This is a genomic window from Amphritea pacifica (assembly GCF_016924145.1).
GTDB classification, from domain to species: Bacteria; Pseudomonadota; Gammaproteobacteria; order Pseudomonadales; family Balneatricaceae; genus Amphritea; species Amphritea pacifica.
The window spans coordinates 80,175-104,500 of sequence record NZ_JAFFZO010000008.1 but is presented as its reverse complement, the minus strand read 5'-3'; the positions used below and the strand labels follow the sequence as shown (position 1 = coordinate 104,500).

General features: G+C 53.2%; 20 protein-coding genes and 4 tRNA genes. 11 read left to right on the top strand and 13 right to left on the bottom strand.

What is annotated here, in order from left to right; genetic code table 11:
* Positions 1–109: 109 nt before the first annotated feature.
* The 5 genes from JW499_RS05920 to JW499_RS05900 all read right to left on the bottom strand — a co-directional run bounded on the left by JW499_RS05920 (position 110) and on the right by JW499_RS05900 (position 1,674).
* Positions 110–185 (bottom strand) — tRNA-Lys (locus JW499_RS05920).
* 46 nt (positions 186–231) lie between these two features.
* A tRNA-Lys gene (locus tag JW499_RS05915) sits at positions 232–307 on the bottom strand.
* A 4-nt stretch (positions 308–311) separates the two neighbouring features.
* Positions 312–387 (bottom strand) — tRNA-Asn (locus JW499_RS05910).
* Positions 388–402: 15 nt separating this feature from the next.
* Positions 403–493 (bottom strand) — tRNA-Ser (locus JW499_RS05905).
* A 113-nt stretch (positions 494–606) separates the two neighbouring features.
* Positions 607–1,674 (bottom strand): AraC family transcriptional regulator, encoded by a 1,068-nt coding sequence (locus JW499_RS05900; protein ID WP_205209731.1) that lies wholly within the window; start codon positions 1,672–1,674, stop codon positions 607–609.
* A gap of 270 nt (positions 1,675–1,944) precedes the next feature.
* Here JW499_RS05900 and JW499_RS05895 point away from each other — a divergent pair, with 270 nt between their 5' ends.
* Both JW499_RS05895 and JW499_RS05890 read left to right on the top strand, forming a co-directional pair.
* The gene (locus JW499_RS05895; protein WP_205209730.1) at positions 1,945–3,798 is read left to right on the top strand and encodes a DUF1302 domain-containing protein; all 1,854 of its coding nucleotides are present in this window, start codon (positions 1,945–1,947) and stop codon (positions 3,796–3,798) included.
* A gap of 27 nt (positions 3,799–3,825) precedes the next feature.
* A complete protein-coding gene (locus JW499_RS05890; RefSeq protein WP_205209729.1) occupies positions 3,826–5,178 on the top strand; it encodes a DUF1329 domain-containing protein in 1,353 nt (450 codons plus the stop codon).
* Positions 5,179–5,247: 69 nt separating this feature from the next.
* Here the strand turns inward: JW499_RS05890 and JW499_RS05885 are convergent, their stop codons facing one another.
* The gene (locus JW499_RS05885) at positions 5,248–5,466 is read right to left on the bottom strand and encodes a hypothetical protein (RefSeq protein WP_205209728.1); all 219 of its coding nucleotides are present in this window, start codon (positions 5,464–5,466) and stop codon (positions 5,248–5,250) included.
* Positions 5,467–5,711: 245 nt separating this feature from the next.
* On the opposite strand from JW499_RS05885, the gene JW499_RS05880 reads away from it, so the two are divergent.
* From JW499_RS05880 to JW499_RS05865, 4 genes are all read left to right on the top strand, one after another.
* Entirely contained in the window at positions 5,712–6,458 is a 747-nt protein-coding gene (locus tag JW499_RS05880; RefSeq protein WP_205209727.1) for a fused MFS/spermidine synthase, read from the top strand.
* Between the two features lie 117 nt (positions 6,459–6,575).
* The gene (luxS, locus tag JW499_RS05875) at positions 6,576–7,088 is read left to right on the top strand and encodes an S-ribosylhomocysteine lyase (RefSeq protein WP_091360097.1); all 513 of its coding nucleotides are present in this window, start codon (positions 6,576–6,578) and stop codon (positions 7,086–7,088) included.
* Between the two features lie 85 nt (positions 7,089–7,173).
* Positions 7,174–8,010, top strand: coding sequence for a CvfB family protein (locus JW499_RS05870; protein ID WP_091360099.1), 837 nt, complete (start codon positions 7,174–7,176; stop codon positions 8,008–8,010).
* Between the two features lie 86 nt (positions 8,011–8,096).
* A complete protein-coding gene (locus tag JW499_RS05865) occupies positions 8,097–9,164 on the top strand; it encodes a hypothetical protein (RefSeq protein WP_205209726.1) in 1,068 nt (355 codons plus the stop codon).
* 131 nt (positions 9,165–9,295) lie between these two features.
* Here JW499_RS05865 and JW499_RS05860 read toward each other — a convergent pair whose 3' ends face one another.
* Together JW499_RS05860 and JW499_RS05855 are read right to left on the bottom strand one after the other, a co-directional pair.
* On the bottom strand, positions 9,296–10,363 hold the full coding sequence (locus tag JW499_RS05860) for a M14 family metallopeptidase (protein WP_205209725.1): 1,068 nt from the start codon (positions 10,361–10,363) through the stop codon (positions 9,296–9,298).
* Entirely contained in the window at positions 10,363–11,853 is a 1,491-nt protein-coding gene (locus JW499_RS05855) for a glutamate--cysteine ligase (protein WP_205209724.1), read from the bottom strand. The genes JW499_RS05860 and JW499_RS05855 overlap by 1 nt, the downstream gene beginning before the upstream one ends.
* A gap of 534 nt (positions 11,854–12,387) precedes the next feature.
* Between JW499_RS05855 and selD the strand changes: the two genes are divergently transcribed.
* Positions 12,388–14,619 (top strand): selenide, water dikinase SelD, encoded by a 2,232-nt coding sequence (gene selD, locus JW499_RS05850; protein WP_205209723.1) that lies wholly within the window; start codon positions 12,388–12,390, stop codon positions 14,617–14,619.
* Positions 14,620–14,677: 58 nt separating this feature from the next.
* Here the strand turns inward: selD and JW499_RS05845 are convergent, their stop codons facing one another.
* Entirely contained in the window at positions 14,678–15,370 is a 693-nt protein-coding gene (locus tag JW499_RS05845) for a PilZ domain-containing protein (protein ID WP_205209722.1), read from the bottom strand.
* A 151-nt stretch (positions 15,371–15,521) separates the two neighbouring features.
* On the opposite strand from JW499_RS05845, the gene msrB reads away from it, so the two are divergent.
* From msrB to JW499_RS05830, 3 genes are all read left to right on the top strand, one after another.
* On the top strand, positions 15,522–16,688 hold the full coding sequence (gene msrB / locus JW499_RS23000; protein WP_205209721.1) for a peptide-methionine (R)-S-oxide reductase MsrB: 1,167 nt from the start codon (positions 15,522–15,524) through the stop codon (positions 16,686–16,688).
* A 95-nt stretch (positions 16,689–16,783) separates the two neighbouring features.
* Positions 16,784–17,167, top strand: a complete 384-nt coding sequence (locus tag JW499_RS05835) for a hypothetical protein (RefSeq protein WP_205209720.1) — start codon at positions 16,784–16,786, stop codon at positions 17,165–17,167.
* Between the two features lie 181 nt (positions 17,168–17,348).
* On the top strand, positions 17,349–18,458 hold the full coding sequence (locus JW499_RS05830) for a GIY-YIG nuclease family protein (RefSeq protein ID WP_205209719.1): 1,110 nt from the start codon (positions 17,349–17,351) through the stop codon (positions 18,456–18,458).
* Between the two features lie 15 nt (positions 18,459–18,473).
* Here the strand turns inward: JW499_RS05830 and JW499_RS05825 are convergent, their stop codons facing one another.
* From JW499_RS05825 to fadB, 3 genes are all read right to left on the bottom strand, one after another.
* Positions 18,474–19,064, bottom strand: coding sequence for an acyl carrier protein phosphodiesterase (locus JW499_RS05825; protein ID WP_205209718.1), 591 nt, complete (start codon positions 19,062–19,064; stop codon positions 18,474–18,476).
* An 81-nt stretch (positions 19,065–19,145) separates the two neighbouring features.
* On the bottom strand, positions 19,146–20,324 hold the full coding sequence (fadA, locus tag JW499_RS05820; protein WP_205209717.1) for an acetyl-CoA C-acyltransferase FadA: 1,179 nt from the start codon (positions 20,322–20,324) through the stop codon (positions 19,146–19,148).
* Positions 20,325–20,337: 13 nt separating this feature from the next.
* Complete coding sequence (fadB, locus tag JW499_RS05815) at positions 20,338–22,509, bottom strand: fatty acid oxidation complex subunit alpha FadB (RefSeq protein WP_205209716.1); 2,172 nt, start codon at positions 22,507–22,509, stop codon at positions 20,338–20,340.
* A 393-nt stretch (positions 22,510–22,902) separates the two neighbouring features.
* Here fadB and JW499_RS05810 point away from each other — a divergent pair, with 393 nt between their 5' ends.
* Entirely contained in the window at positions 22,903–23,481 is a 579-nt protein-coding gene (locus JW499_RS05810; protein ID WP_205209715.1) for a 1-acyl-sn-glycerol-3-phosphate acyltransferase, read from the top strand.
* A 41-nt stretch (positions 23,482–23,522) separates the two neighbouring features.
* On the opposite strand, the gene JW499_RS05805 is transcribed toward JW499_RS05810, so the two are convergent.
* Entirely contained in the window at positions 23,523–24,293 is a 771-nt protein-coding gene (locus tag JW499_RS05805) for an enoyl-CoA hydratase (RefSeq protein WP_205209714.1), read from the bottom strand.
* Positions 24,294–24,326: the final 33 nt, after the last annotated feature.

Sequence of the window (24,326 nt, the reverse complement as noted above, 5' to 3'; positions counted from 1 at the left end):
TGTTTTCTCGCCAAAAAACGGCTCGAATCGAACCTATAGGTTCTCATCCTATATGTGCCACAAATTTCAGGCGTAAAAAAACCACCCTACGGTGGCTATTTAGTAGAAGTGGTGGGTCGTATAGGATTCGAACCTATGACCAATTGGTTAAAAGCCAACTGCTCTACCAACTGAGCTAACGACCCACACCAAACTTCTTTTTCCCCTGCCCACTACTCTCCTGAGAGAAAGTGGTGGGTCGTATAGGATTCGAACCTATGACCAATTGGTTAAAAGCCAACTGCTCTACCAACTGAGCTAACGACCCGCTGTGGCTCCTCGAGCTGGACTCGAACCAGCGACCAATAGATTAACAGTCTACTGCTCTACCAACTGAGCTATCGAGGAACAACGTTCTCACTATGGCGGAGGGGCAGGGATTCGAACCCTGGGAGGGCTATCAACCCTCGCTGGTTTTCAAGACCAGTGCTTTCGACCACTCAGCCACCCCTCCAGTGAGGTCGCGTATATTAAAGGATTCCGTGTTTGTGTCAATACTTTAGAAGGGAAAAAATTAATTTTTTGCAGAATTTTACCGGTTCGTAATCCTGGCAATATCCTCAGCCATCAGCTCATTCCCAGACTGTACTTCTCACCATAGGTGTCACTGCGCCGATACTCCCCCGGTGTCATGCCGGTCCATTTTTTGAAAGAGCGGAAAAACGCCGAAGGCTCATCAAACCCCATCAGGGCTGCCACATCATTGATCGACAGCTGCGGCGAGTCCATATAGTTGATCGCCGCTTTCTTACGGCACTCATCCTTAATCTTCTGGTATGAGCTGTTCTCCTCCGCCAGACGGCGACGCAGGGTTGATACCGACATATTCAGTTTAAAAGCCACCTCTTCCGCGCCGGGCAACTCGCGGCTGAAATCTTTACCCAGCATCGCTTTAACCTGTGAACGCAGGCTCTGATCATTATCCACCATGACAATCAGTTGATAGGGGGCTGTTTGAAGAAATCCGCGAAGGCTTTCATCACTCTGGATAATGGGATAATCGAGGTAACGGGCGGGAAACACAATCGCATTATCGTGCTGACCAAACTTGATCTCCGACTGAAACAGTGTCTCATAATGATAACTGTCGTCCTGCGGTGGAAAGGTAAAGTAAGCCGCCTTCAGATCGAGGCGTGAACCAATCAGCCAACTGATAAAGTGGTGCCACATCGACAGTCCGGTACGCACCACCGCCGGCGCTTCATTGTGAAGCATCTCGCGCACCTCTTTTTCGGGTACGGAACTGACCGGCGCAAAAGAGAGCTTGGCGTAGCGCCCCTTGCGCACCAGATAAGGCTTTACCTTAGTGCCGCGACAGATCTCATAAAAAGAGCTGCAGCGATAGATAGCCCGCTCCAGCGTCGGGCAGTGAATAATGGCATGACACATCATCCGGAAAGTACCATTGGGCACCCGACCTCCAGACACCATACCAAACGACTCATCCTGAGCCGTCCACATAATCCGCTGGTATAGCTGACCGAATTTGATAGCAGAAAACTCAGTTCGCTGCTCTATTTCAGTTGGATCGATCCCGACGACAGCCAGAAGTTCATCAAGATTGTAGCCCTGCTTCTCAACCTGCGTCAGAAGGTAACGGACATAACCTGTTGGTACGGTGATGGTCTTTTCCATCCTTCTTATCTCTGCTCTGCTAATATTTTTGTATTTTTAGGAATTTCAAATAGTATTCTCTTAACTTATATCATGAAAAACGAAAAAAATAGCTGAGACATTTTTTGTCAGTGAAAATGACAGCTATTGTTATTGAGCAAACAGGTTGAATTGAAGGATTATCTATTCTGCCTTAATTTCAGATGACGCAAGCCTGAAGTCTGCAACCCGGTTCGAGGGACGGGCGGGCTGAACAAACAAAAATAACAAGTTACCGAGAAGGTGAACTAAATGGCAAAGAGATCGATAAGGACGTCAGCCCCCTGGCGTGTCACTCCTGTGCGCAATCAACTCGCGCGAAGTGTAACCCTGGCAATGCTGACAGCCTCAATCGCCGGACCGGCATCCGCTGTAGAATTTAATCTAGGAGAGATCGAAGGCCGGTTTGATTCTCAACTGTCGGTTGGCTCGAGCTGGCGTATGAGCAACCCGAACGAAGGGCTGATCTCTAAGGCTAACGGAGGGACCAGTGCAGGCTCAGGTTCATACGACGATGGTACCCAGAACTATTCCAAAGGCGATGCCTTTTCGACTGTTTTAAAAGGCGTACATGATCTTCAACTGAGCAAGGACAATGTCGGCGTTTTTATCCGTGGTAAATACTGGTACGACTACGCTCTGAATGAAGGCAATGCGAACCATGGCAATATCCCAAATGGCTACGCCTCAAATACCCCACTGGATGACAACGGCTTTAATGATTATGCTCAATTTTCCGGGGCAGAAATTCTCGACGCGTACGTTTTTGGGGCATTCGATCTCAGTGATAAGCCCCTCGACATCCGCCTCGGCCGTCAGGTCGTAAACTGGGGTGAAAGCACCTTCATACAGGGCGGTATCAACGTTATCAACCCGTTCGACGTGAGTGCATTTCGCCGTGCAGGCGCAGAAGTAAAAGAGGGACTGCTGCCGGTCAATATGGCGTTTGCCTCACTGGGTCTGACCGACAATCTTAGTGTCGAGGGTTTCTACCAGCTTGAATGGGAAAAAACCGCGATTGATGGTTGCGGCACATATTTCTCGACGAATGACTTCACCGCAGAAGGCTGCAACGGCATCCGCATCCGCAGTGATAACCCTGCGCTGGCAGCGACGAATAGCCCAGACTCTGTATATTTCAACACTTTTGATGGCAGCCCCCCTTTTAGTACCGATCTGGTGGTAAACAGAGCGGCAGACGGCATCAGAGAAGCCGATGACAGTGGTCAGTTTGGTGTTGCTTTCCGCTATTTTGCCGAGGAACTAAACAGTACGGAGTTTGGTTTGTATCTGGCGAAATATCACAGCCGGCTACCGCTGATCAGTGGTATTAAAGCCGATCTTGTTTCACTGGGTACACTGGGCCAGCTAGGCGTCTTCCAGTCGCAGTATTTTGTTGAATACCCGGAAGATACCAAACTGATCGGACTTAGCTTTAGCACCAGCCTGGGTGATGTCGCCTGGTCAGGAGAGGTCAGCCATAAGATGGATGTCCCTCTACAAATGAATGGACCGATGCTGGTTGCTGCAATGCTTTCATTAGGTAACCCGGCAGTATCCGGCAACAATCCGGCCAACTCACTGGTAGCTTCAACCGGCTTCGGTGAGGATATTCATGGCTACAGTACTTTTGATATCACTCAGGTACAAACCAGTTTTGTAAAATTTGTTGACCAGGTGATGGGTGCCAGCCGTATGACGCTGATTGGTGAACTGGGCTGGACCCATGTGCACGACCTTGATGAGAGTGCAACCGCACTGAAATATGGTCGAAACGGTATCTTTGGTTATACTCCGGGGGATACAGAAGGTTTTGTAACCCAGGACTCCTTTGGTTACGTTGTCCGGGCAAATCTCACCTACCCCAATGCCTTTGCCGGGGTTAACCTCAAACCTGAAATCAGCTTTAAACATGGTATTGAAGGTTATGGCCCTCAACCAGGCGCAGCCTTTAACGAGGGCGAAAAAACAGCCACTATCAGCCTGACCGCCGATTATCTGAACCAGTATCAGGTTCAACTGGGCTATACCAACTTCTTTGGTGGTGACTATAACCCGATTGACGACCGCGACTTTCTGTCTCTTAGCGCTTCGGTCTCTTTCTAACAGTTAAGGATTACAGGAGAATTCTCTATGACGTTTAAATCGACTGCCCTGATCCTTGGCTCAGCTCTGGGATTAAGTTTAAGCCTGCAAACACTGGCCGCTGTTTCAGACACAGAAGCGGCCAAACTGGGGGCGACCCTGACCCCGATTGGGGCCGAAAAAGCCGGCAACGCAAACGGTACTATCCCTGCGTGGGATGGTGGTCTGCCCGCGGGTGGAGAGCGCTTTAAAGACCCCTATGGCGATGAACAACCTACCGCTACGATTACGGCAGCAAACGCTGCAGAATATAAGCAACATCTGACGCCGGGCCAGTTGGCACTGTTTGCCAAATACCCGGACAGCTTCCGGATGAATATCTATCCAACCCATCGCAGCGCCTCCCTGCCCCAGTCTCAGTATGATCACGCCCGTCAGAATGCGGTGCAGTCGGAACTGGTGGACAACGGTAACGGACTGAGTGCAAATACCCTTGAGGGAATCCCTTTCCCAATCCCTCAGAATGGCCTGGAGGTTATCTGGAACCATATGTCCCGTTACCGCGGCGGAGCCCTTGAGCGCACCTTCGTACAAGTGCCGGTGCATGAGAATGGCAACTTTGTGCCGGTGAAGATTACCGAGAAGATGTCCTGGCCCAGCTACCTGAAAGAGGGGCGTACGGAACAGGATGATAATATTCTGTTTTACTTTGTACAGGAGATTCAGGCACCCGCCCGACTGACCGGCAATGTGTTGCTGGTGCATGAAGCACAGAATCAGATCGCCAAACCCCGTCAGGCATGGATCTACAATGCCGGGCAGCGCCGGGTTCGTCGCGCTCCGCAGATCGCCTATGATGCACCGGGCACGGCCTCAGACGGCCAGCGCACCTCTGACAATCTGGATATGTTTAACGGCGCGCCCGACCGCTACAACTGGAAACTGGCGGGTAAGGAGGAGATCTACATCCCCTATAACAGCTATAAACTGGCGGACCGCAATCTGAAATACAGCGATATTCTGAAACCGGGTCATATGAACCCGGACTATACCCGCTATGAGTTGCACCGGGTGTGGAAGGTTGAAGCGACCCTGAAAGAGGGGGCACGGCATATCTATGCGAAACGGGTCTTCTATATTGATGAAGATACCTGGCAGGCAGCAATCGTCGATCACTATGATGGCCGGGGTCAGCTGTGGCGCGTCGGTGAAGCTCATGAGATGCAGTATCAGGATGCTCAGGTTCCCTGGTTAACCGCCGAAGCACTCTATGATCTTCAATCCGGGCGCTATCTGGTAGGCAGCCTGACCAATGAGGAGGGCGATGGATTCGACTTTAACGCGCGCTTTAAGCACAGCGACTTTACGCCTCAGGCGATCCGCCGCATGGGTATTCGTTAATCCGCCTGCAGAAAGTAAAGAAGGAGCCTGAGGCTCCTTCTTTTTTATTATTATTTGTTGTCTGAACCATTAACCATGACGACGCAGCGCTCGCGCCTGAACGGCCGCCGCACTTCTTGCCCCCTGCTGCCAGGCGGCCAGAGCATCTTCACAACCACTGCACACGCCAACATTCAGTTCGCGGTCAACAATAATCCAGGTACATTTGCCATAATCGGTATCACAGCTGTGATGATCATCACAGCCGCAGCCGATACAATGGGCCAGCACCAGCTCACTTTGCTTCATGAGTTTCTCCCACTTTTTTGTTTTTATCCTACTGCAAGCAGGTAATAATAGATCAAACCCATTCCACTTTCCGTTCAACTAAGTAGTTAGTTAAGATGAAAAAGAATCAACTGCTGAGAGAATCATTGAACAGATCTACACTTCAGCCACAAAATCATGATCCAGATCAATACCTGCTGTGCTATGCAGCAAACAGCGGAAATATTTTAGGGAGAAACTTTTGAACACCATTCCGGACAGTGACTATGCAGGGTACTGAGATCGCCCGCCATTTTGATGAGTATGGCCCGATCTACGTTTACGATGATGGCCCCTATCGTTACATGAGCTTTGGCTCCGGCGGTGAGCAGAGCCGGATCGATCGCAGCCGTCCGGAATACCCGGTCTATCAATATCTGCAAGCGATGCTGCTGGGCCTGTTATACCAGCCCGACCCACAACGGGCACTGATGCTGGGCCTGGGGGGCGGATCACTGGTACACGCCCTGCTGAGCTATTCATCCAGCTTATCGATCTGTGTTGCGGAACTCCGGCAACAGGTGCTGAATATCGCCTGTGAGCATTTCCTGTTGCCGGACACCGGCCGCCTGAGCATCACCATCAGCGATGCCCTGGAATACCTCTGTCAGGAAGCCACCCCCTGCGACCTGATCTTTACCGATCTGTTCAGCGATGCCGGTATGCAGCATCAGCAATTGCAAAAAGAGTACCTTGAACAGTGCTACCGCCTGCTGACGGATCAGGGAGTACTGGTACTCAATCTGTGGGATGAGGGTAATGGTTATCATCCGCTGGCTAGCCAGCAACTGTCCGACCTGTTTAGCGATAACTGGCTCTGCTGCACTGTCGATAGCGGCAATCTGATCGCTTTTGCTTTCAAGAGCGGCAAGCCGGAGTCAAACCCCAGAGCACTACTTAACGGCGCCAAAAAGCTGGAGAAACAACTGGGATTTCCCGCCCGCAAACTGCTGAACCGGCTACGGGAGATCTGAACGGTGGGCGGCGCAAAAGAAATCCGGAGAAAGGGTTAATTTCCCAGCGTAATACTGGGATAATCGGCGACTATACTATGGTTATTCCTGTTATTTACCCAAGCGAGAGATTCAGACATGCCTCTGCTAGATAGCTTTACTGTTGACCACACCCGCATGAATGCACCGGCGGTTCGTGTTGCTAAAAAAATGACAACACCCGGTGGCGATACCATTACGGTTTTTGATCTGCGCTTCTGCCGTCCGAATGAAGAGATCCTGAGTGAGAAAGGGATCCACACGCTGGAGCACCTGTTCGCCGGTTTCATGCGCGATCACCTGAACGGCAACGGCGTTGAGATTATCGATATCTCCCCTATGGGCTGCCGCACCGGTTTCTATATGAGCCTGATCGGCACCCCGGAAGAGCAAAGTGTCGCTGGCGCCTGGCTGGAATCGATGGATGATGTACTGAAGGTTGAACAACAGAACCAGATTCCAGAACTGAACGAATATCAGTGTGGCACCTACCATATGCACTCTCTGGATGAAGCGAAAGCGATCGCTGACACTATCCGCCAGCGTGGCGTGGGCGTTAACAGCAATGATGAACTGAAGCTTGATCCTGAGTTTCTGCAGTCTCACTCCTGAATTAGCGCAGATTTCTGATCCGGAACGGAGCCAGACTAAAGCGAGTATGGCTCCGTTTTTTATTGACTAAGAGGCAACACAAACCATGGCAATGATCGGCCGGTTCAACACTCTGGAAGTAACCAAACAGGTTAAGTTCGGCGTTTATCTTGATGGCGAAGAACTGGGGGATATTCTGCTGCCTCAGCGCTATGTGCCCGATAACACGCAGCCTGGAGACCGGCTGGAGGTGTTTATCTACCGTGATTCCGATGACCTGCTGATCGCTACCACCGAAACGCCAAAAGCACAGATCGGCGAGTTTGCCTGTCTCAAAGTGGTCGACCTGAACCGCACCGGTGCTTTTTTTGACTGGGGACTGCCAAAAGATCTGCTGGTGCCTTTCAGCGAACAGAAGAAAACCGTAGAGAAAGGTCAGGAACAGATCGTCTATCTCTATCTGGATCAGGAAACCGACCGCATTGCCGGCTCCACTAAGCTGAATAAGTTTCTCGATAACTACCCGCACCGTTACGAGAAGGGCCAGCAGGTTGACCTGATCATCGAAGAACATACCCACATCGGTTACAAAGCGATTATCAACGGTCAGCACTGGGGCGTGATCTACGATGATGATCTGTTCAAGCCGGTGCGCTACGGGCAGCGCATGAAGGGCTTTATCAAACTGATCCGCCCGGATGGCAAGATCAACCTGAGCCTGCAGCAGTTGGGGTATGGCAAAACCGATGATCTGGGTAAACGTATCATGCACCTGCTGGAAGAGCATGATGGTTATATTGCCGCCAACGACAAAACCTCACCGGAAACCATCAAACGTCTGTTCAGCTGCAGTAAAAAAGCGTTCAAACTGTCGATCGGGCGCCTCTACAAAGAGCGCCGTATTGCAATAGAAGCAGATGGTATCCGCCTGCTGAAAAAGTAGTCAGCGAGAGGAGATTCATCATCCGGCGCTTACAAAATACAGGAAAACCCTGATAAGATAGCCTCCCCGACCCGAGGAGTAGCGCTATGACACAGGCCCTGATAATTGCCGCCGCAAAAACCGTAGATGATCGCGGCTCTCTGAAGCACTGCCTGGATCTGGAAGCGACCCTGCATCAGCAGGGCATCCGCTTAACCGAGCTGATCATCGACCCGCTCAGCACCCCCTGGCACAGCACACTGGAACAACACCACTACCGCAGCGGCTGCGGCCCGATTGAAGCACTGGCCGATGCCCGGCAGATGATTATCAGCGGTTCAACCGATGCCGTAGTGATCAGCGGTAAAGATATGCTGCGTAGCGGCTATGAGCGCCAGCAACGGCTTGATCTGATGGCGATTTATGGTGACGACTACCCTCTGACCAGCGCTTATAATCAACTGGCGGAACAGTTTATCCACCGCCACGGCGCCGATGCTCAGCTCTTTCAGCAACTGGCTCACCACCTGTTTGAAAACTATAAATGCAGTTACCGAAACGTAGTTTCAGATCAGTTATTGGCCGAACAGCTACCCGATGAGCGCTGGTATAACCATATCACCCCCCTGTTCAGAGGGGTCGATTGCGCTAATCCGCTGATCGATTTCTCGGGCCGGTTACTGCTCTGCAGTGCAGAGATCGCTCAACAACTGGTGCCCCCTGAGGAATGCCTTGAGGTCGCCGGAGTCGGGCTGGGCTTCCTGCCCGCTGATGGTCAGCAGCATGTAGAAGACATTGTCAGCTACGCCCATCTTGAAACCGCTTACAAAGCCGCCTGTGAACAGGCAGATACCGACTTCGCCCAACGGTTTCGCAATGGTGATGCCCTGCTGGAAGTTTACACCTGCTATCCGGTGGTGCCGATCGCCTTTTTACTGACCAGTGGGCTGGTCGACCTGCTGGAGCAGGTGCCCGCCTTTCTGGAACAGCATCTGATCACGATCACCGGCGGGATGAACCTGGCGAAAGGCCCGTGGAACAACCCCGCCCTCAACAGTCTGATCGAGATGCATCAGCAACTCACCGCCAGCCCCGATCATCAGGTTGGCGCGGTTCATGGTAATGGCGGACTGGGGTATAAACAGGGCGTTGCGATACTTAAAAAGTGCCTCTGAAACGTGCAGAACTGGTGTGAAAGTTACCCACAGAATCTGTGCATAACCTCTGGGGAAAACTCTGCATAACCCACGTAATGGTTCGCCAGCGCCTGTCAGACGGGGCCCCGTCAAAGCTGGTCAGGTTCTGGTCAGTGCTCACTGTCAGCAATGGGGTCAACAATCTGATCAAGCTCAATATCGGCACAGGCGTAGAACAGGCAATCACTGAGCGCAATCGCCGGGTTAGTGGTGATCATAAACAGTTTAAGTTGCTGGGCAGAATAGAGCCCTGAAGCCCGGCTGAGGAAATAGTGCGGCAGCAGGTTTTCCCCCGTTGCACTCTGCACCCGGAATACCGACATCCCTTCAGAACCAAGCCAGCCCAACCGGGTCAGCGCCGGTATCGTACCAAAATTAAACCTCTCCACATCAGGAGGAACGGTCAGATCAGCCCCCGCAACCGGCTGCTCAGCAAACGCTATCCGGCAACCGGGTAACAACTGCAGTCTCACCGCATCTTTATACAGATCCATTACCAGCCCGGATGGCGGATGTAACACCTGCTCATTGAACAGATATCGTTGTAACCCCTCCTCTGCCACCCGGTCCGACCCGGCTTGTCCGGCACCACCACACTCAATGGTTACGACGGGCATCTGTTTACAACTCAACTCCATCAGTGCTCCTAAACGCAGCTCCGTGACGATCATTCGCTGGGTAAACAGTGCTACCAGCGCTTCATGTTCAGGGCTTTCACTGATCACCACGCCAAATGCGGGGCTCATGCCGGAGGTGTTATGAATATCCAGCAGAGCTTCTGGCTGATACTGCGCCAGCAGTTCGATGAAGTGCCGGGCAATATGTCCCGGATTATCCTCAAATGGAGGAGCAAAACAGCGGTTTAAATCCCGCTGTCCTGGTATCTGACGATGACAGAAAAGCGTCTCATGCAGGGCGGTCTGAACGGAAGCGATCAGGCAGATCAGCCGGACCGCAGGACGCTCGCCCGTGCGCAGCCATTTAAGCAGAGCTTTAACGCCGGAAGGCTCATTGCCATGCAGCAGGGTAGCGACAGCCCGGCAGCGGCTGTTATCCCGGCCATCCACCACAATCAGAGTGGGGCCACCCAGACGCCTTAGAAACAGCTCCACCTCCGGTGGCAGAGAGGCCGGATCAGGATTATGAATAAACTGTATCGGGTGTGATTGTCGTGGCATCAGATATCCTCCCATTCAGCCACCGGACGATTGTTGCCACAGTGATCAATGTAGTGTTCCAGCATAGATCGCAACGCCCGTCGCTTTACCAGTGATGCTGATAACCGTTCAAACTGTCTTAGCTGCCAGCTGGCACCATTGGTTTTCGCCTGCAGGCGCTGGCGGATAATCCCCAGATAGTGATCAGCTTCTGCGGCATCGATTCCCGCCCTCAGTAAGCCTTTCCGGGCCACCGGCAACAGTGCAGCCACAATATCCACCGCCGCACGCCGGGTTAACTGTTCACGGGGACCACTGGGCCACATCAGTTTCGCGCCCATACCAAAGCGGGCGGCCTGATAAAAATTATACTCCAGGGTTTTGAAGGGCATCGCCGGAATAATCTCCTCGATGCGGCCACGCAGCCCTTCGGCCAGGCCGATAATCAGCGCCGCATTTGCCATCATATCGCAGGGACTGGGTCCCGCCGGTAATGAGCGGATCTCAATACGCAGATGCCCGCCATCAACCGGATCGTACACCGGACGATTCCAGGGCCAGACAGTCCCCTGATGCAGTGTCAGCTCAAACAGAGTGTGGCTATCGGCTCCCTGAGCGGTCTTAGCGGGACGGCGATGGCCGCTTTCACACACCGGCAGAATCGGCTTATGCAGGTAGACGGCTTCGGCAAACAGCTCATGAACCCCATGCCTGACCCAACCATGGCCAAAACTCACGCGCTCAGCCTCTCCGGTTTTCACCGAACAGTTACCGCTGCCATCGATAGCCTGTTTGAACAGTGGTACCCGGGTTTCATGCCAGAGCCGGTTGCCCAGCAGGAACGGTGAATTGGCCGAGATCGCCAGTACCAGAGGAGTGACCAGCTGAATCGCATTATAGCTGTCGGCAAACTGCTGCGGGGTAACACGATAGTGCATCTGCAGTGAAGTATTCGCCCCCTCCAGGGTGACGTCAGAAGCGCGCAGGGAGATCGGATCTTCACCATCGATGCGAATCGCGACGGTCTCTCCCCGCATCTCAGCCAGCGCCCGGGTCAGCGCATGATAACGGGACAGATCGGTCATCGCATGCAGGCCAAAATCTTTTCGCTGCAGTGTCGGCAAAATACCGATCGGTAACACCCGGCCATCGAGAGGCTCAGCGAGCCCATTGAGCCGTTCCAGTATTTTGCGGATTTCAGCCTCGATAGCTGAAAATGGCCTGCCCTCTATACCGACCGGGGTCAGATTATATTCAAGATTGTAACGATTCAGCTCCAGAGTCAGCTGTGGGTCTCCCAGTTGCTTCTGAACCTCACTGTTCACCGGTAGCGGCCGCCCCAGTTTATCAACGATGTAGAGCTCCAGCTCGGCCCCCAGGGTAGCCGCTCCCAGGCCAAAGCCTGGCTCTCGCAACAATTGCGCCAGCTCATCGAGATTAGCAAACAACCTGCGGGTAAAACGCTCATAGTCCTGCCGGGTAAATTCAGATTTTTTAATCTCAAGTCCCATTATCAGTTCCACTCCGGTGTCTGGTTACATTCAGTTAAGACGCAGCCCGGTTATTCTTCAATGTTAATACGCAATGACAGGATCAGTTTTTATCCCCGGTTTCTGTGGATATCCTTTGGGAAAACCTTTGCACAGCGACTTATAACCCCTCTCAGCCCCTGCAAAAACGGCAGCTGTGAGGCCGGGTCAGTTTATAAGCAACAAAACCAACAAATACTATTGATAGTCATTCTCATTTGCATTAATATCAGCGCTGTCCATAAGTACTGGCAGATAACTCTCACCTCACCGGTTATCTGCCTGCGGCGCAGAGACTGATTTGGCCAGCTTCTGCGTCTTGCTTACGGGCAATGATATGCAGCGATGGGATCATGTTTATGGTAAACGCTGGCCTTGCAGCGCTTACCAGCATGCCCGCTGGTAATATCAGGCTCTTGTTAATATTGACCGGGTGCAATCACCCGGTATTTTTTTCTTATCTCTGGCCATTTATTCGCTAATATATAGCAAACTTTTTTCACAGGCCGAGCACCGATGCAACAGGACCCTACCCCCGCCAGTAAACATCTGATCTTAATCGGAGGTGGACACGCCCACGCTATTGCCCTGCTCATGATGGCAATGAACAAGCCCGCAGGGGTGCGCATTACCCTGATCTCTAACCTGGTGCAGACCCCCTATTCCGGCATGCTGCCAGGATTAATTGCCGGACATTACAGTTTCGATCAGGTACATATCGACCTGGGCCGTTTCTGCCGCTATGCCGGAATCGACTTTATAGAAGACACGGTGACCGGCATCGATCCGCTCAACCGCACTGTGCAGTGCCTTAACCACCCTGATTTCAGTTACGATCTGCTGAGTATCGACACCGGTTCAACCCCCGATCTGAGCACCATTCCCGGCGCAGCAGAGTTCACCACCGGGGTTAAACCGGTTAAACCGTTACTGGCTTACTGGGACGCCTTACAAAACCGTGTGCTGCAGGGGGATGACCAGCAGGATATTCATATCGGTACAGTCGGTGGCGGTGCCAGTGCGGTTGAAGTGATGCTGGCGATGCAGTACAAACTGCACAAGCTACTCAGTAAAGAGCAGCGGCGTACCAGCCATCTGCATTTCCATATTATTTGCGGTCCACAGCAGATTCTGACAGGCCACAATAACCGGGTAAAAAAACGCTATCTGAACGTGTTGAAACAGCGAAACATTGCGCTGCACACCGGGTTCCGCGTCGCTCAGGTAAAACAGGGACGAGTGATCAGCGACACCGGAGAAGTTCTCGAACTGGACGAGATAATCTGGGCAACCTCCGCCAGCGGCGCCCAATGGCCCGCCCGGGCGGGACTTGAATGCGCTGATAACGGTTGCATCCGGGTCAATGACTATCTGCAATCGCTCTCCCACCCGGAGATATTTGCCACCGGTGATATTGCCGATATGGTTAACCACCCGCGCCCCAAAGCGGGGGTGTTTGCGGTACGTCAGGGAGCCCCGTTACTACGCAACCTGCTGGCCGCCCTCGCCGGTCAACCCCTGATCCGTTTCCGGCCACAGCAACAGTTTCTCAGTCTGATCAGCACTGGTGATCGCTATGCAGTTGCCTCCCGTGGGCCCTTCAGTTTTGCCGGATTCTGGGTGTGGCGCTGGAAAGACCGTATTGATCAGAAGTTCATGCAACGTTTCAGCGATCTGACTCAACTGCCTGATCAGATTCCCGGGGCACAACTGAAAATCGAAAATCCGGATATGCGTTGTGGTGGCTGCGGCGCCAAAGTGGGCCACAGTATTCTGAACCGGGTGCTGAAACAGCTGCCACCACCGCCCAACGACATTGAGATCGGTCTGAACCGGCCCGATGATGCTGCAGTCATAGAGGTACCACCGGGCAAGCTATTGGTGCAGTCAGTCGATAGTTTCCGTCAACTGGTCAGCGATGATTATCTGTTTGGTCAGATTGCGGCAAACCATGCGCTGGGGGATATCTTCGCCATGGGGGCAATCCCGCACAGTGCTCAGGCGATTGTCTGCCTGCCCTATGCCAGCGATGAGATTGTTGAACAGCGGTTGCGCCATCTGTTGCTGGGTGCCAGTAAGGTGTTTACCGAATGCGGCATCGGCCTGATCGGCGGCCACACATCGGAAGGTGCCGAACTGACGCTGGGCTTCACCATTAATGGTCTGGCCGAACGTCAGCAACTGCTCACCAAACAGGGGCTGCAACCGGGAGACCGGTTAATCATCACCAAACCCCTGGGCACCGGCACGCTGTTTGCCAGCGATATGCGCAGCCAGGCGCAGGGACGCTGGATAAGTCAGGCGCTGCAACATATGCTGCACTCCAACTACCGCGCCAGCAAAATTCTCACCGCTGCCGGAGCGCATGCCTGTACCGATATCACCGGTTTTGGCCTGCTGGGTCATCTGCATGAGATGCTCGACGGCTCCAGCCTCGGTGCCCGGCTATGGCTGGAGAAGCTGCCGGTCATGGAAGGTGCTCTGGCTTGCCTGCGAGCGGGGCTGTTCAGCTCTCTTCACCCTCAGAACCGGAAATTTTCGCCGTTCCTGGATAACCTGGATGAGTTCAGTGGTGACACATTAACCGAGCTGCTGTTTGACCCGCAAACCGCTGGCGGACTGCTCGCAGCGGTCAGTTCAGATCAGGCGGATGCGGTGGTTGCCGAACTCCAGGCAGCAGGCTACCCCGAAGCCTGTGCCATCGGCAGTATCAGACCCGAGGGCAACGGTTCGGTTACCCTGATGTAGGAGGATCCAGGTGCTAAACAGATAACACGGAACGCAGTCGCGACAGACAATACCCGGATCAGAAATGATCCCTGATAGACTCCAGTTTCAGCGCTGTAATGTAACGCAGAATCACATCACGATCAGCGGTAAACGCGACCCCCACCTGCTGATCGGCCACCGACAACGACATCACCCTGGAGTGCACTTCCGAGAGTTGCTCATCAAAGGGCAGCTGCAGCCTCAGAATACACTCCTGCTGTTCGCTACGGGCAGTCTGCAACAGTTCAGAATCCTCCAATGACGTCAGTTTCAGCAGCCCGCCGCCGCTGCTGAAGTTGACCATAATGCCGCTGATACTGTTTTCACCAATCACCAGCTCAGCCGGAATCGCACAGGGATAGCGTGGTTCCTTGCGCAACAGCCGCGACTGAATCTTCTTTGGATAGCTTGTCATCAGCAACCTGCCGCCCTGCAGGAAGAGATCAACAACTTCGGTTTCAAAGGCATAAACCCGGCCATGGGAGATCATCCGCATCACCAGCTTTCGTTTACTGGTAAACGTATCCCGGTAGGTCAGTTCATCGGTCCCCATACCGCTTTTTTTCAGCTGCGAGACCGCCGGTAAACGGGTGATCACCACCTTGCCATCAACACCAAAGAAACGGGAGATATATTTAAGGCCTCCACCAGCATCACTCACCTGTATCACACATCCCTGTTCAATCGCTGGCAGCTCATCCAGGAGGACACTCGCATTTCTACTTGGCATCAGTATTCCATTTATCTCAGTGCTTACAGATCAACCAATACTACAGCTCTGTTCAGGGGTCAAAGCGAACATCACCATTTTGGAATTTTCAGTTTGATTTCATTGCCCGGCGGTAGGCTTAGATCATTCAGTGTTTGTGGAGTATTAAACGATGAGAACAAAGATAGCGGTGTTTCTGGTCGCCCTGACGGGCATAACCGTACTCAGCGTAACCGCCGGTCCGGAGACCGTGGTGCGCGAAGATCTTGAACAACAGGGTCTGAAAGTCGCCACCTTTGCCGGAGGCTGCTTCTGGTGTACCGAAGCGGGCTTTGAAAAGCTACCCGGGGTAGTAGAGGCGATCTCCGGTTACGCCGGTGGTCAGGCGATCAACCCAACCTATAAACAGGTCTCCTCCGGCACCACCGGGCACACAGAATCGGTGCAGGTCTATTATGACCCCAAAGTGATTACCTATGCAGGCTTGTTGCAGTCCCTCTGGCGTCAGATGGACCCCACCGATGGCGATGGCTCATTTGTTGACCGGGGTAATCAGTACCGCCCGGCGGTGTTCTATCACAACCAACAGCAACGCCTGATTGCAGAAAAATCGATGCAGGAGCTGGCAGCCTCTGGCCGCTATAGCAAACCGTTAGCAACAGAGCTGACCCCACTGACCCGGTTTTACCCGGCTGAGGAGTATCATCAGGATTATTACAAGCATAATCCCCTCAGGTATAAATACTACCGCTTCCGTTCCGGTCGCGATCAGTATCTGGAGAAAACCTGGGGCGATGACCTGCACCCGGACTTTACTCAGTTCGGCCGTGATCTGCCACAGGCCGCAACCCCGATGAAAGATGCCACCCAGAAGGCCGCAGCGGCCAGCCGTTTCGCGCAATTCAGAAAACCCTCTGAAAAGCAGCTGCGCGACACACTGACCGAACTGCAATATGAGGTGACTCAGGAGGAGGGCACCGAGCGGGCGTTTCAGAATGAGTTCTGGAATGAGAAGCGGGCGGGGATCTACGTGGATATCGTCAGCGGTGAACCCCTGTTCTCGTCCACAGACAAGTTTAAATCCGGCACCGGATGGCCCAGCTTTACCCGGCCGATCACCCCCACTGCGGTGACGGAGCATACCGATACAAAGTTCTTTATGACCCGTACCGAAGTTCGCAGTCAGTTTGCCGATTCCCATCTGGGGCATCTGTTCAGCGATGGTCCGCAACCCACCGGGCTGCGTTACTGTATCAACTCAGCGGCACTGCGTTTTATTCCGCGGGAGCAACTGGCTGCCGAGGGATATGGTGAACTGCTCAGTCTGTTTAGTGAGTAATACAATGGCTAACGCTCAGACAGCTGACGATCAAAGCTGAGTGATCGATAAAAATAGGATAAACTGCGCTAAAGACCTTCAACAGGAGCAGCAGTTTGTCCCACAGGCAACGGTATACAACGGGTTATCTGTCAGCGCTGGCGTTTGCTATGCTGCTGTCCCTCTCCGGATCGGCCATTGCGATGCAACTGACCGATCCGCGATCCGCAGCCGTTTACATCATCAAGCTGCGGCCCCTGATCAACGCCTGCCGGCAGCAGGCTGAGGCCAGCAACAGTTTAACGGCGCTGTGGAACAGCTCTGCCTGCCGACTGTTGTTGAATGAGGAACCCCAGTTTACCCGGGCCTGGCAACTGCTACTGCCGCAAGGCAACATCAACCCCCTCGCCGAGGTCCCCTATTCGTTGCGAAAAACCACTATCGACACCTATTCAGAGTACAAACAACTGGCGGAGCGGATCGCCCAGCTGAACCGCTGAGGGAATTTATTGTAAACTTTTTTCCAGCAGACTCTCTGCTCATCGGCTGAATAAACCATGAAATCAGTCAGATAGCCCGACTCATTTTTCTGTCTGAAAAAAAACAAAATTTCAAGTCTTACCTTTGCCTCCCGGATCTCTATAATACGCCCTCTTTTTGCCAGCGGTACCGGGTAATATCTTGATTATTTTCACCATCACCAACACAGTTTCACAACAGGTTTATGTCGGCTCCACCCGAAACGATATCGATAGCCACTGGGAGACACTGCTGATCGCAGCGGAGTCTGGCGTTGAGGCCGAACTATATAATGACATTCGTAATGCCGGAGCCCACAGCTTCGCACTGAGCGAGTACGGTTTCGCTGAAAACCTCAGCGAGGCCCGCGAGCTCACCGCGGATGCACTGGAAACCTTCAACGGTAAAAGCCTGCAGGGTCTGATCACCAAACCCAAACCCAGCAAGGTGCATCGTCAGAGCGCTGAAGAGCGCAAAGCCGCACTCGCCCTGCTGGAAGAAGCAGAACAGAAAGCCTTGCTGAAAGGCGAGGTCGTCAAGCCCTCCGGTGAAGTTGACCTGAAACTGCTGGCGCAACAACGGGATGCCGAACTGGAAGCACGCATCGCGCGTGAACGGCAGGAAACCAGGGCGATGAACAAGGTACTTGCCGCAATGGATTCCCGTAAACGTGGAGGCAGCGCGAAAACAAAAGCCAAAAAAGCCGCCGTAAAGCCGGCCAGTCAGTCCACCGCTCCGAAGCTGGCAAGTGGTAAAGTAGCCTCCGCAAAACAGGAAAAGCTGATCCGGGAAAAGATTGCCCTGGAGCGGGAAAATCGCGAAAGCAGCAAACTTTCAAAGCAAAAAGCGGAAGCTCAGGAGATGGCAGCAGTGATGGCGCGTATCGATGCCCGCGCTCAGGGGATGCGTAAAACCGCGCCCAAAGCCAAAGCCAAATCAGCGATCCGCAGCAGCCTGAGCCTGACACCGAAGAAACCGGCGGAAGCCCTCCGCGATAGCCGGCTGGAACTGGACCGGGATAGCGTTAAAAGTGCCGAAATTGCCCTGTTACAGCAGGAAAAAAATCGCGCTACAACAGCGCTCTCTCTGACACAGAAGCAGACCACTCCTGCCCGCCTGAATGCGCGCCCCGGTCTTAACAAAGAACAAAAGATAGCCCATACCATTGCCCGTTATCGCAATACTGCAGAACCTGCAGTTAACAAAACAGGGCATGGTCAGCAGGAACTGATCAGTACTCTGCAAGCCAGATTAGCCCAGCGCAACCGCTAACGGGCAGCCAATCTGTCAGTTCCCGGAATCGATCAGCGGTGACGGGAACTGTTGCACCAGATCTGCAAAAAAGACACTGAAGCCCGCTTCAAACCGGGGATAATGGCGTTCAAGCTCCTCCCCCACTCCGGTAAACTGATTGCTAAACCTGATCCTTCCGGCAATCCGGTCAAGCGCGTAGCTCACCCCGTCCAGGCACTCATAGCTGCCAAACCAGTCAGACCCGACGATACGCTGGGTGACCTGTTGCATTCGCGGTGGCATCAGCGACTGTCCGGCAATCAGATCGTCATACAGCGTATCGATCACCCGGGTCTTAGACTGAGAGCTGAACTGCTGCCAGTGATTCAGCAGGTAGTGATCGAACAAAACATCCAGTGCGATACCGGCAAACCGACGCCGCTGTCGACTAAACAGACGCTTCATCTGCTGTACCTCAGCATGCTGATCGGTAAACTGATCGACCCGACGATGATTAATCAGCCCCTGCAGAACCTCCGCGGGCAGCATCTGCTGATCGATGCCACGGGCAAAGTCTCCCAGCAGATTGCCTACCCGGGACTCCACCGTTGCGTCAGCCAACACCAGATGCGCGAAAAAATTCAAATAAAAAACCCCGGATCATGTAACACCAGGTCACAGTATCCGGGGTTTTATCAGCAGCGGCAACCACCGCTGCCGCGGTGATCAGTTGAGTCGTTCAAATACGGTCGCGATCCCCTGCCCCATACCGATACACATGGTTGCCAGTCCCAGGCTACCATCATTCTGCTCCATCACATTCAGCAGGGTGGTAGAGATCCGGGTACCGGAACACCCCAGAGGATGGCCCAGGGCGATGGCGCCGCCATTCAGGTTAACTTTCTCCTCCATCTGATCCATCAGTTTAAGGTTTTTCAACACCGCCAGTCCCTGAGCAGCAAAGGCTTCATTCAGCTCAACATAATCGATATCTTCGATTCGCAGACCCGCCCGTTTCAGCGCTTTCTGAGTAGCAGGTACCGGCCCGTAACCCATGATAGAAGGATCACAGCCAGCCACCGCCATTGAGCGAATCTTCGCCCGGGGCTTCAGCCCCAGCGCCTGAGCCCGGGCTGCCGACATCATCAGCATCGCCGATGCACCATCGGAGAAGGCTGAAGAGGTGCCTGCAGTGACGGTACCAACCTTGGGCACAAAGACCGGCTTCAGTGTTGCCAGCGTCTCTGCGGTTGTTTCCGGACGGATAACCTCATCCTGCTCAAGCAGGGATTTGAAACCGTTTTCATCGTGTCCTTCAACGGCCACAATCTCATTATCAAAACGACCCTCACGGCGGGCCTCATCAGCCAGACGATGAGAACGGGCACCAAAGGCATCCTGCTCTTCACGACTGATCATGTTCATCCGCCCCAGCATCTCAGCGGTCAGGCCCATCATCATCGCAGCCTTAGCCACCTGCTTACTCATCTGTGGATTGATATCGATACCGTGAAGAATGTCCAGATGCCCCATGTGCTCAACCCCGCCAACCATAAACAGGTCACCGTTGCCACTCATGATCGCCTGGGCCGCGGTATGCAGTGCCGCCATAGAGGAACCACACAGGCGGTTAACAGTCTGCGCTGCCACGCTATGGGGCAGCCCTGCCAGCACCGCGGCATTACGGCCAATATTAAAGCCCTGCTCTTTGGTCTGGTTAACACAGCCCCAGATCACATCTTCAATCTCTGCCGGATTGACATTGGGATTACGCTCCAGCAAGGCGTTCATCACCCTGGCAGACAGCTCCTCAGCCCGCACATTACGGAAGGAACCCCCTTTTGACTTGCCCATCGGGGTGCGCACCGCATCGACGATGACTACATCATTTGGATTCAGACTCATCTTCGATTCCTCCTTAGTTAGCGTGCTTATTTGATTGAGCGTTCAGGTAGGTGGCACCACTGGCCGCCATCTGCTGCATCGTTTCGGTTGGCTGATACAGCGGTCCCAGCTCAGCATACTTAGCCGCCATCTCACAGAATGCGGCCAGTCCCATCTCATCCAGGTAGTGGAAGACACCGCCCCGGAACGGCGGGAAACCGATACCGTAGATCAACGCCATATCCGCTTCTGCCGGTGAAGCAACAATCTGCTCCTCCAGACAACGAACCGTTTCTATACACAACGGAATCATCATCCGTTCAATGATTTCCTGATCCTCAAACGACCTGGCACTGCCAACAGCCCCCTGCAGCAACTGATCGACGTCGTCATCAGCAAGCTTGGCAGGCTTGCCTTTGCGATCCAGCTCATAACGGTAGAAGCCTTTACTGTTCTTCTGTCCATAACGCTCCAGACTGTACATCCGGTCAATCACCGACTCACCCTCGTGCGCCATGCGCTCCGGGAAGCCCGCCGCCATCACCTGATCCGCATGGTGGGCGGTGTCGATACCGACCACATCCAGCAGATAAGCGGGGCCCATCGGCCAGCCAAAGCCTTCCATCACTTTATCTACCTGACGGAAATCCGCACCATCCTGTAGCAGACCATTAAAACCGCCAAAGTAGGGAAACAGCACCCGGTTTACCAGGAACCCGGGGCAATCATTCACCACAATCGGCGTTTTCCCCATCGCGGTTGCATACGCCACGGTGCGGGCGATGGTTGCTTCAGAGGTTTTCTCTCCCCGGATCACCTCCACCAGCGGCATCATATGTACCGGGTTGAAGAAGTGCATACCGCAGAAGTTTTCCGGACGCTTGAGTGATCTGGCCAGTTCGGTAATAGAGATCGTTGAAGTGTTAGACGCCAGCACCGCATCACTGGAGATATGCTGTTCGGTCTCAGCCAGTACCATCCCCTTCACTTTGGGATTTTCAACCACCGCCTCAACCACCAGATCGACTGTGTTGAAATCACCATAGCTGAGGGTCGGGCGAATCCGGTTGATCGTCTGTGCCATCTTCGCCGCATCGATACGACCCCGTTTCAACTGACCACCAAGCAGCTTGTTAGCTTCATCCAGTCCCAGTTGAATCGCCGCCTCGTTGATATCCTTCATCAGGATCGGCACCCCTTTTGAGGCCGACTGATAGGCAACGCCACCGCCCATAATACCAGCCCCCAGAACGGCCGCCTGGGTCACCTTTTCAGCCTTCGCTTCATAGCCCCGGCTGACTTTTTTCACATACTGATCCTTCATGAACAGGCCGACCAGGGCTTTCACCACAGGTCCGGAGGCCAGTTTAGCAACGCCCTCAACCTCAGCCTGAATCGCTCTGTCACGATCCATACCGCAGGACTTCTGAATCGTTTTCACTGCCTGCAACGGCGCAGGATAGTGAGGCCCCGCTTTGGCACCAATCATCCCTTTAGCCGTTTCAAAGGCCATCATCTGTTCAATCTGATTCAGTTTCACCGGACTCTGTTTTTCAACGCGTCGGGCAGCATAATCGAATTTACCCTCGGCACACTGGCGCAGCAGATCAATGGCAGCCTCACGTACCCTGTCCTGCGCTACAACCGCATCCACTGCACCATCTTTCAGTGCCGCATCGGCGCGTTTTTCGGCACCGGCACAGATCCATTCATTGGCATTGTCGATCCCGATAATCCGGGGCAGACGCACAATACCGCCCCAACCAGGGTTGATCCCCAGCTTCACCTCCGGCAGCCCCACTTTGGCTTTTTCGCCCATCACCCGATAATCGGTGGAGAGGCACAGCTCAAATCCCCCTCCCAGCGCCAGACCATTAATCGCAACAACCGTCGGGCAGGGCAGATCTTCCACCGCGTTGAAAATTTCGTGAGTTTCCAGCAGTTTAGCGATCAGTCCCGCCTCACCCTGTTCAAACAGCGAACTGAACTCTGTAATATCGGCACCGACAATAAAACTCTCTTTGGCACTGCTGAACAGCACACCCTTAATATTTTCAACAGCACTCAGCTGGGTCAGCGCATCTTTCAGCTCCCCCAGGGTGAGTTGATTAAACTTATTCACCGGTTCATTGCTCAGATCAAAACACAGCTCATACAAGCCGTTGTCGATCTCCCGAACCTGAATAGCCTTTCCTTCAAATTGCATGGTGCACTCCATACTCAGGATAATTATTGTTCGTCATAGTAAACATCTGACTCTTTCTCTGTACGCCGGACTGCCAAATCAGAAACAGGGAGATAACTCTGCGTACAGCACAGACTTTTTAATACTAGTCGCGGGGGATTTTCCAGCAATAACAAAAATAGCCTTTATCAGTAACAAAATCGTCTATATTGAATTTATACCTTTTAAAAACAAAACCTTACAAGAAACATTCGAATCACAATTATGAGCATAAAAATGATCGGCCACGGCTTTCATAGTGTTTCCCGATCAGTGATGCGGGATAACAGACAGCGGACTAAAGGGTTGTTACGTATCAGACAGGGACAATTAACATTACAATAACGTCAAAACAGCGACACTTTCAGATATCTCATGCACTCGACTATTTTTGACAATCCGGTACTACAACCCGCGCTACGCTGGGTTTCCCGAAAATTTCTGAAGATGAACAAGTGGCAGCTGGATTTTAGCGCCATTCAGGGGATCGATAAGTGCGTTCTGATCGGAGCCCCCCATACCAGTAACTGGGATCTGCCCTACGCACTGATGCTGGCGTTCAGCCAGGAACTTCCCATCTACTGGATGGGCAAGGTACAGATATTCAGGTTTCCCTTCCGTCACCTGATGATGTGGCTGGGTGGAATTCCCATCGACCGTTCAAAATCCCTCAATGTGGTCTCCCAGGCCGCCGCTCAGTTTGACCAGGCGGAACAGCTCTATCTGGTGATCGCTCCCGAAGGAACCCGCTCGCAGGTCGACGAGTGGAAAACCGGCTTCTACCATATCGCCCATCAGGCCGGGGTTCCGGTTCTAACCGCCTATCTGGACCTGCGAACCCGTAAAGCCGGTATCTACTGCAGCTATACAACCAGTGGTGATATCGATAAAGACCTGGCAGAAATTAAAGCCCTGTATGGCGACCTGTTATTACGCCATAAGGGAAACCAGTAGATCATAAAGCTTTCGCGTGCACTCACCTGACAGACGCCCCCTCAGAAGCGGGAAAAATCCGCTTCGCGCTTCTCCATAAACGCCTGTAACGCTTCTGCAGCTTCGGCTGAGCCCAACCGGGCGGCAAACTGTTCAACCTCCGCCATCATTACCTCCTCCAACTGAGACTGGGTATAGCTGCGCAGCATCGCCTTACTCTGCCGTACCGCTTCAGGTGCCAGACCCGCCAGCTTTTCCGCCTGCAACATCGCCAGATCCTCTAAACTGTGATGCATAACCACCTGGTTGATCAGTCCCAGATCACGAGCGGTTGCGGCACTGAAAGACTCGCCCATCACTAACAGCTCAAATGCCCGACGATGCCCCACCAGTTGCGGTATCAGCAAGCTAGAGCCACCTTCAGGCACCAGCCCCAAACGGGCAAAGGGCAGCTGAAAACGAGCCTGATCACTGGCGATAACCAGATCACAATGCAGCAACAGGGTGGTACCAATACCGACTGCAGCACCCGGCACCACGGCAATAACCGGCTTTTTCAGGGAGGCGATAGTGTGCAAAAACTGCAACGGTATCTTAACGGCGTCCGGTCGCCCTGCTGCCGCAATAAAATCAGCAATATCGTTACCGGAGCAGAAGCTGTCACCGGTGGAGCCCAGCACGATAACTCTGACATCAGGGTTCTCATCCGCACTGAGCAGTGCTGCAGTTAACCCCTCATACAGCGGCAGCGTGAGGGCATTTTTCTTCTCGGGACGGTTCAGGCGAATCTGACAGACATGCCCCCGGGTGGTTATACTCAGCAGTTCACTCATAGCCGACTCCTGTATAGTCAGATTCTGATTTCG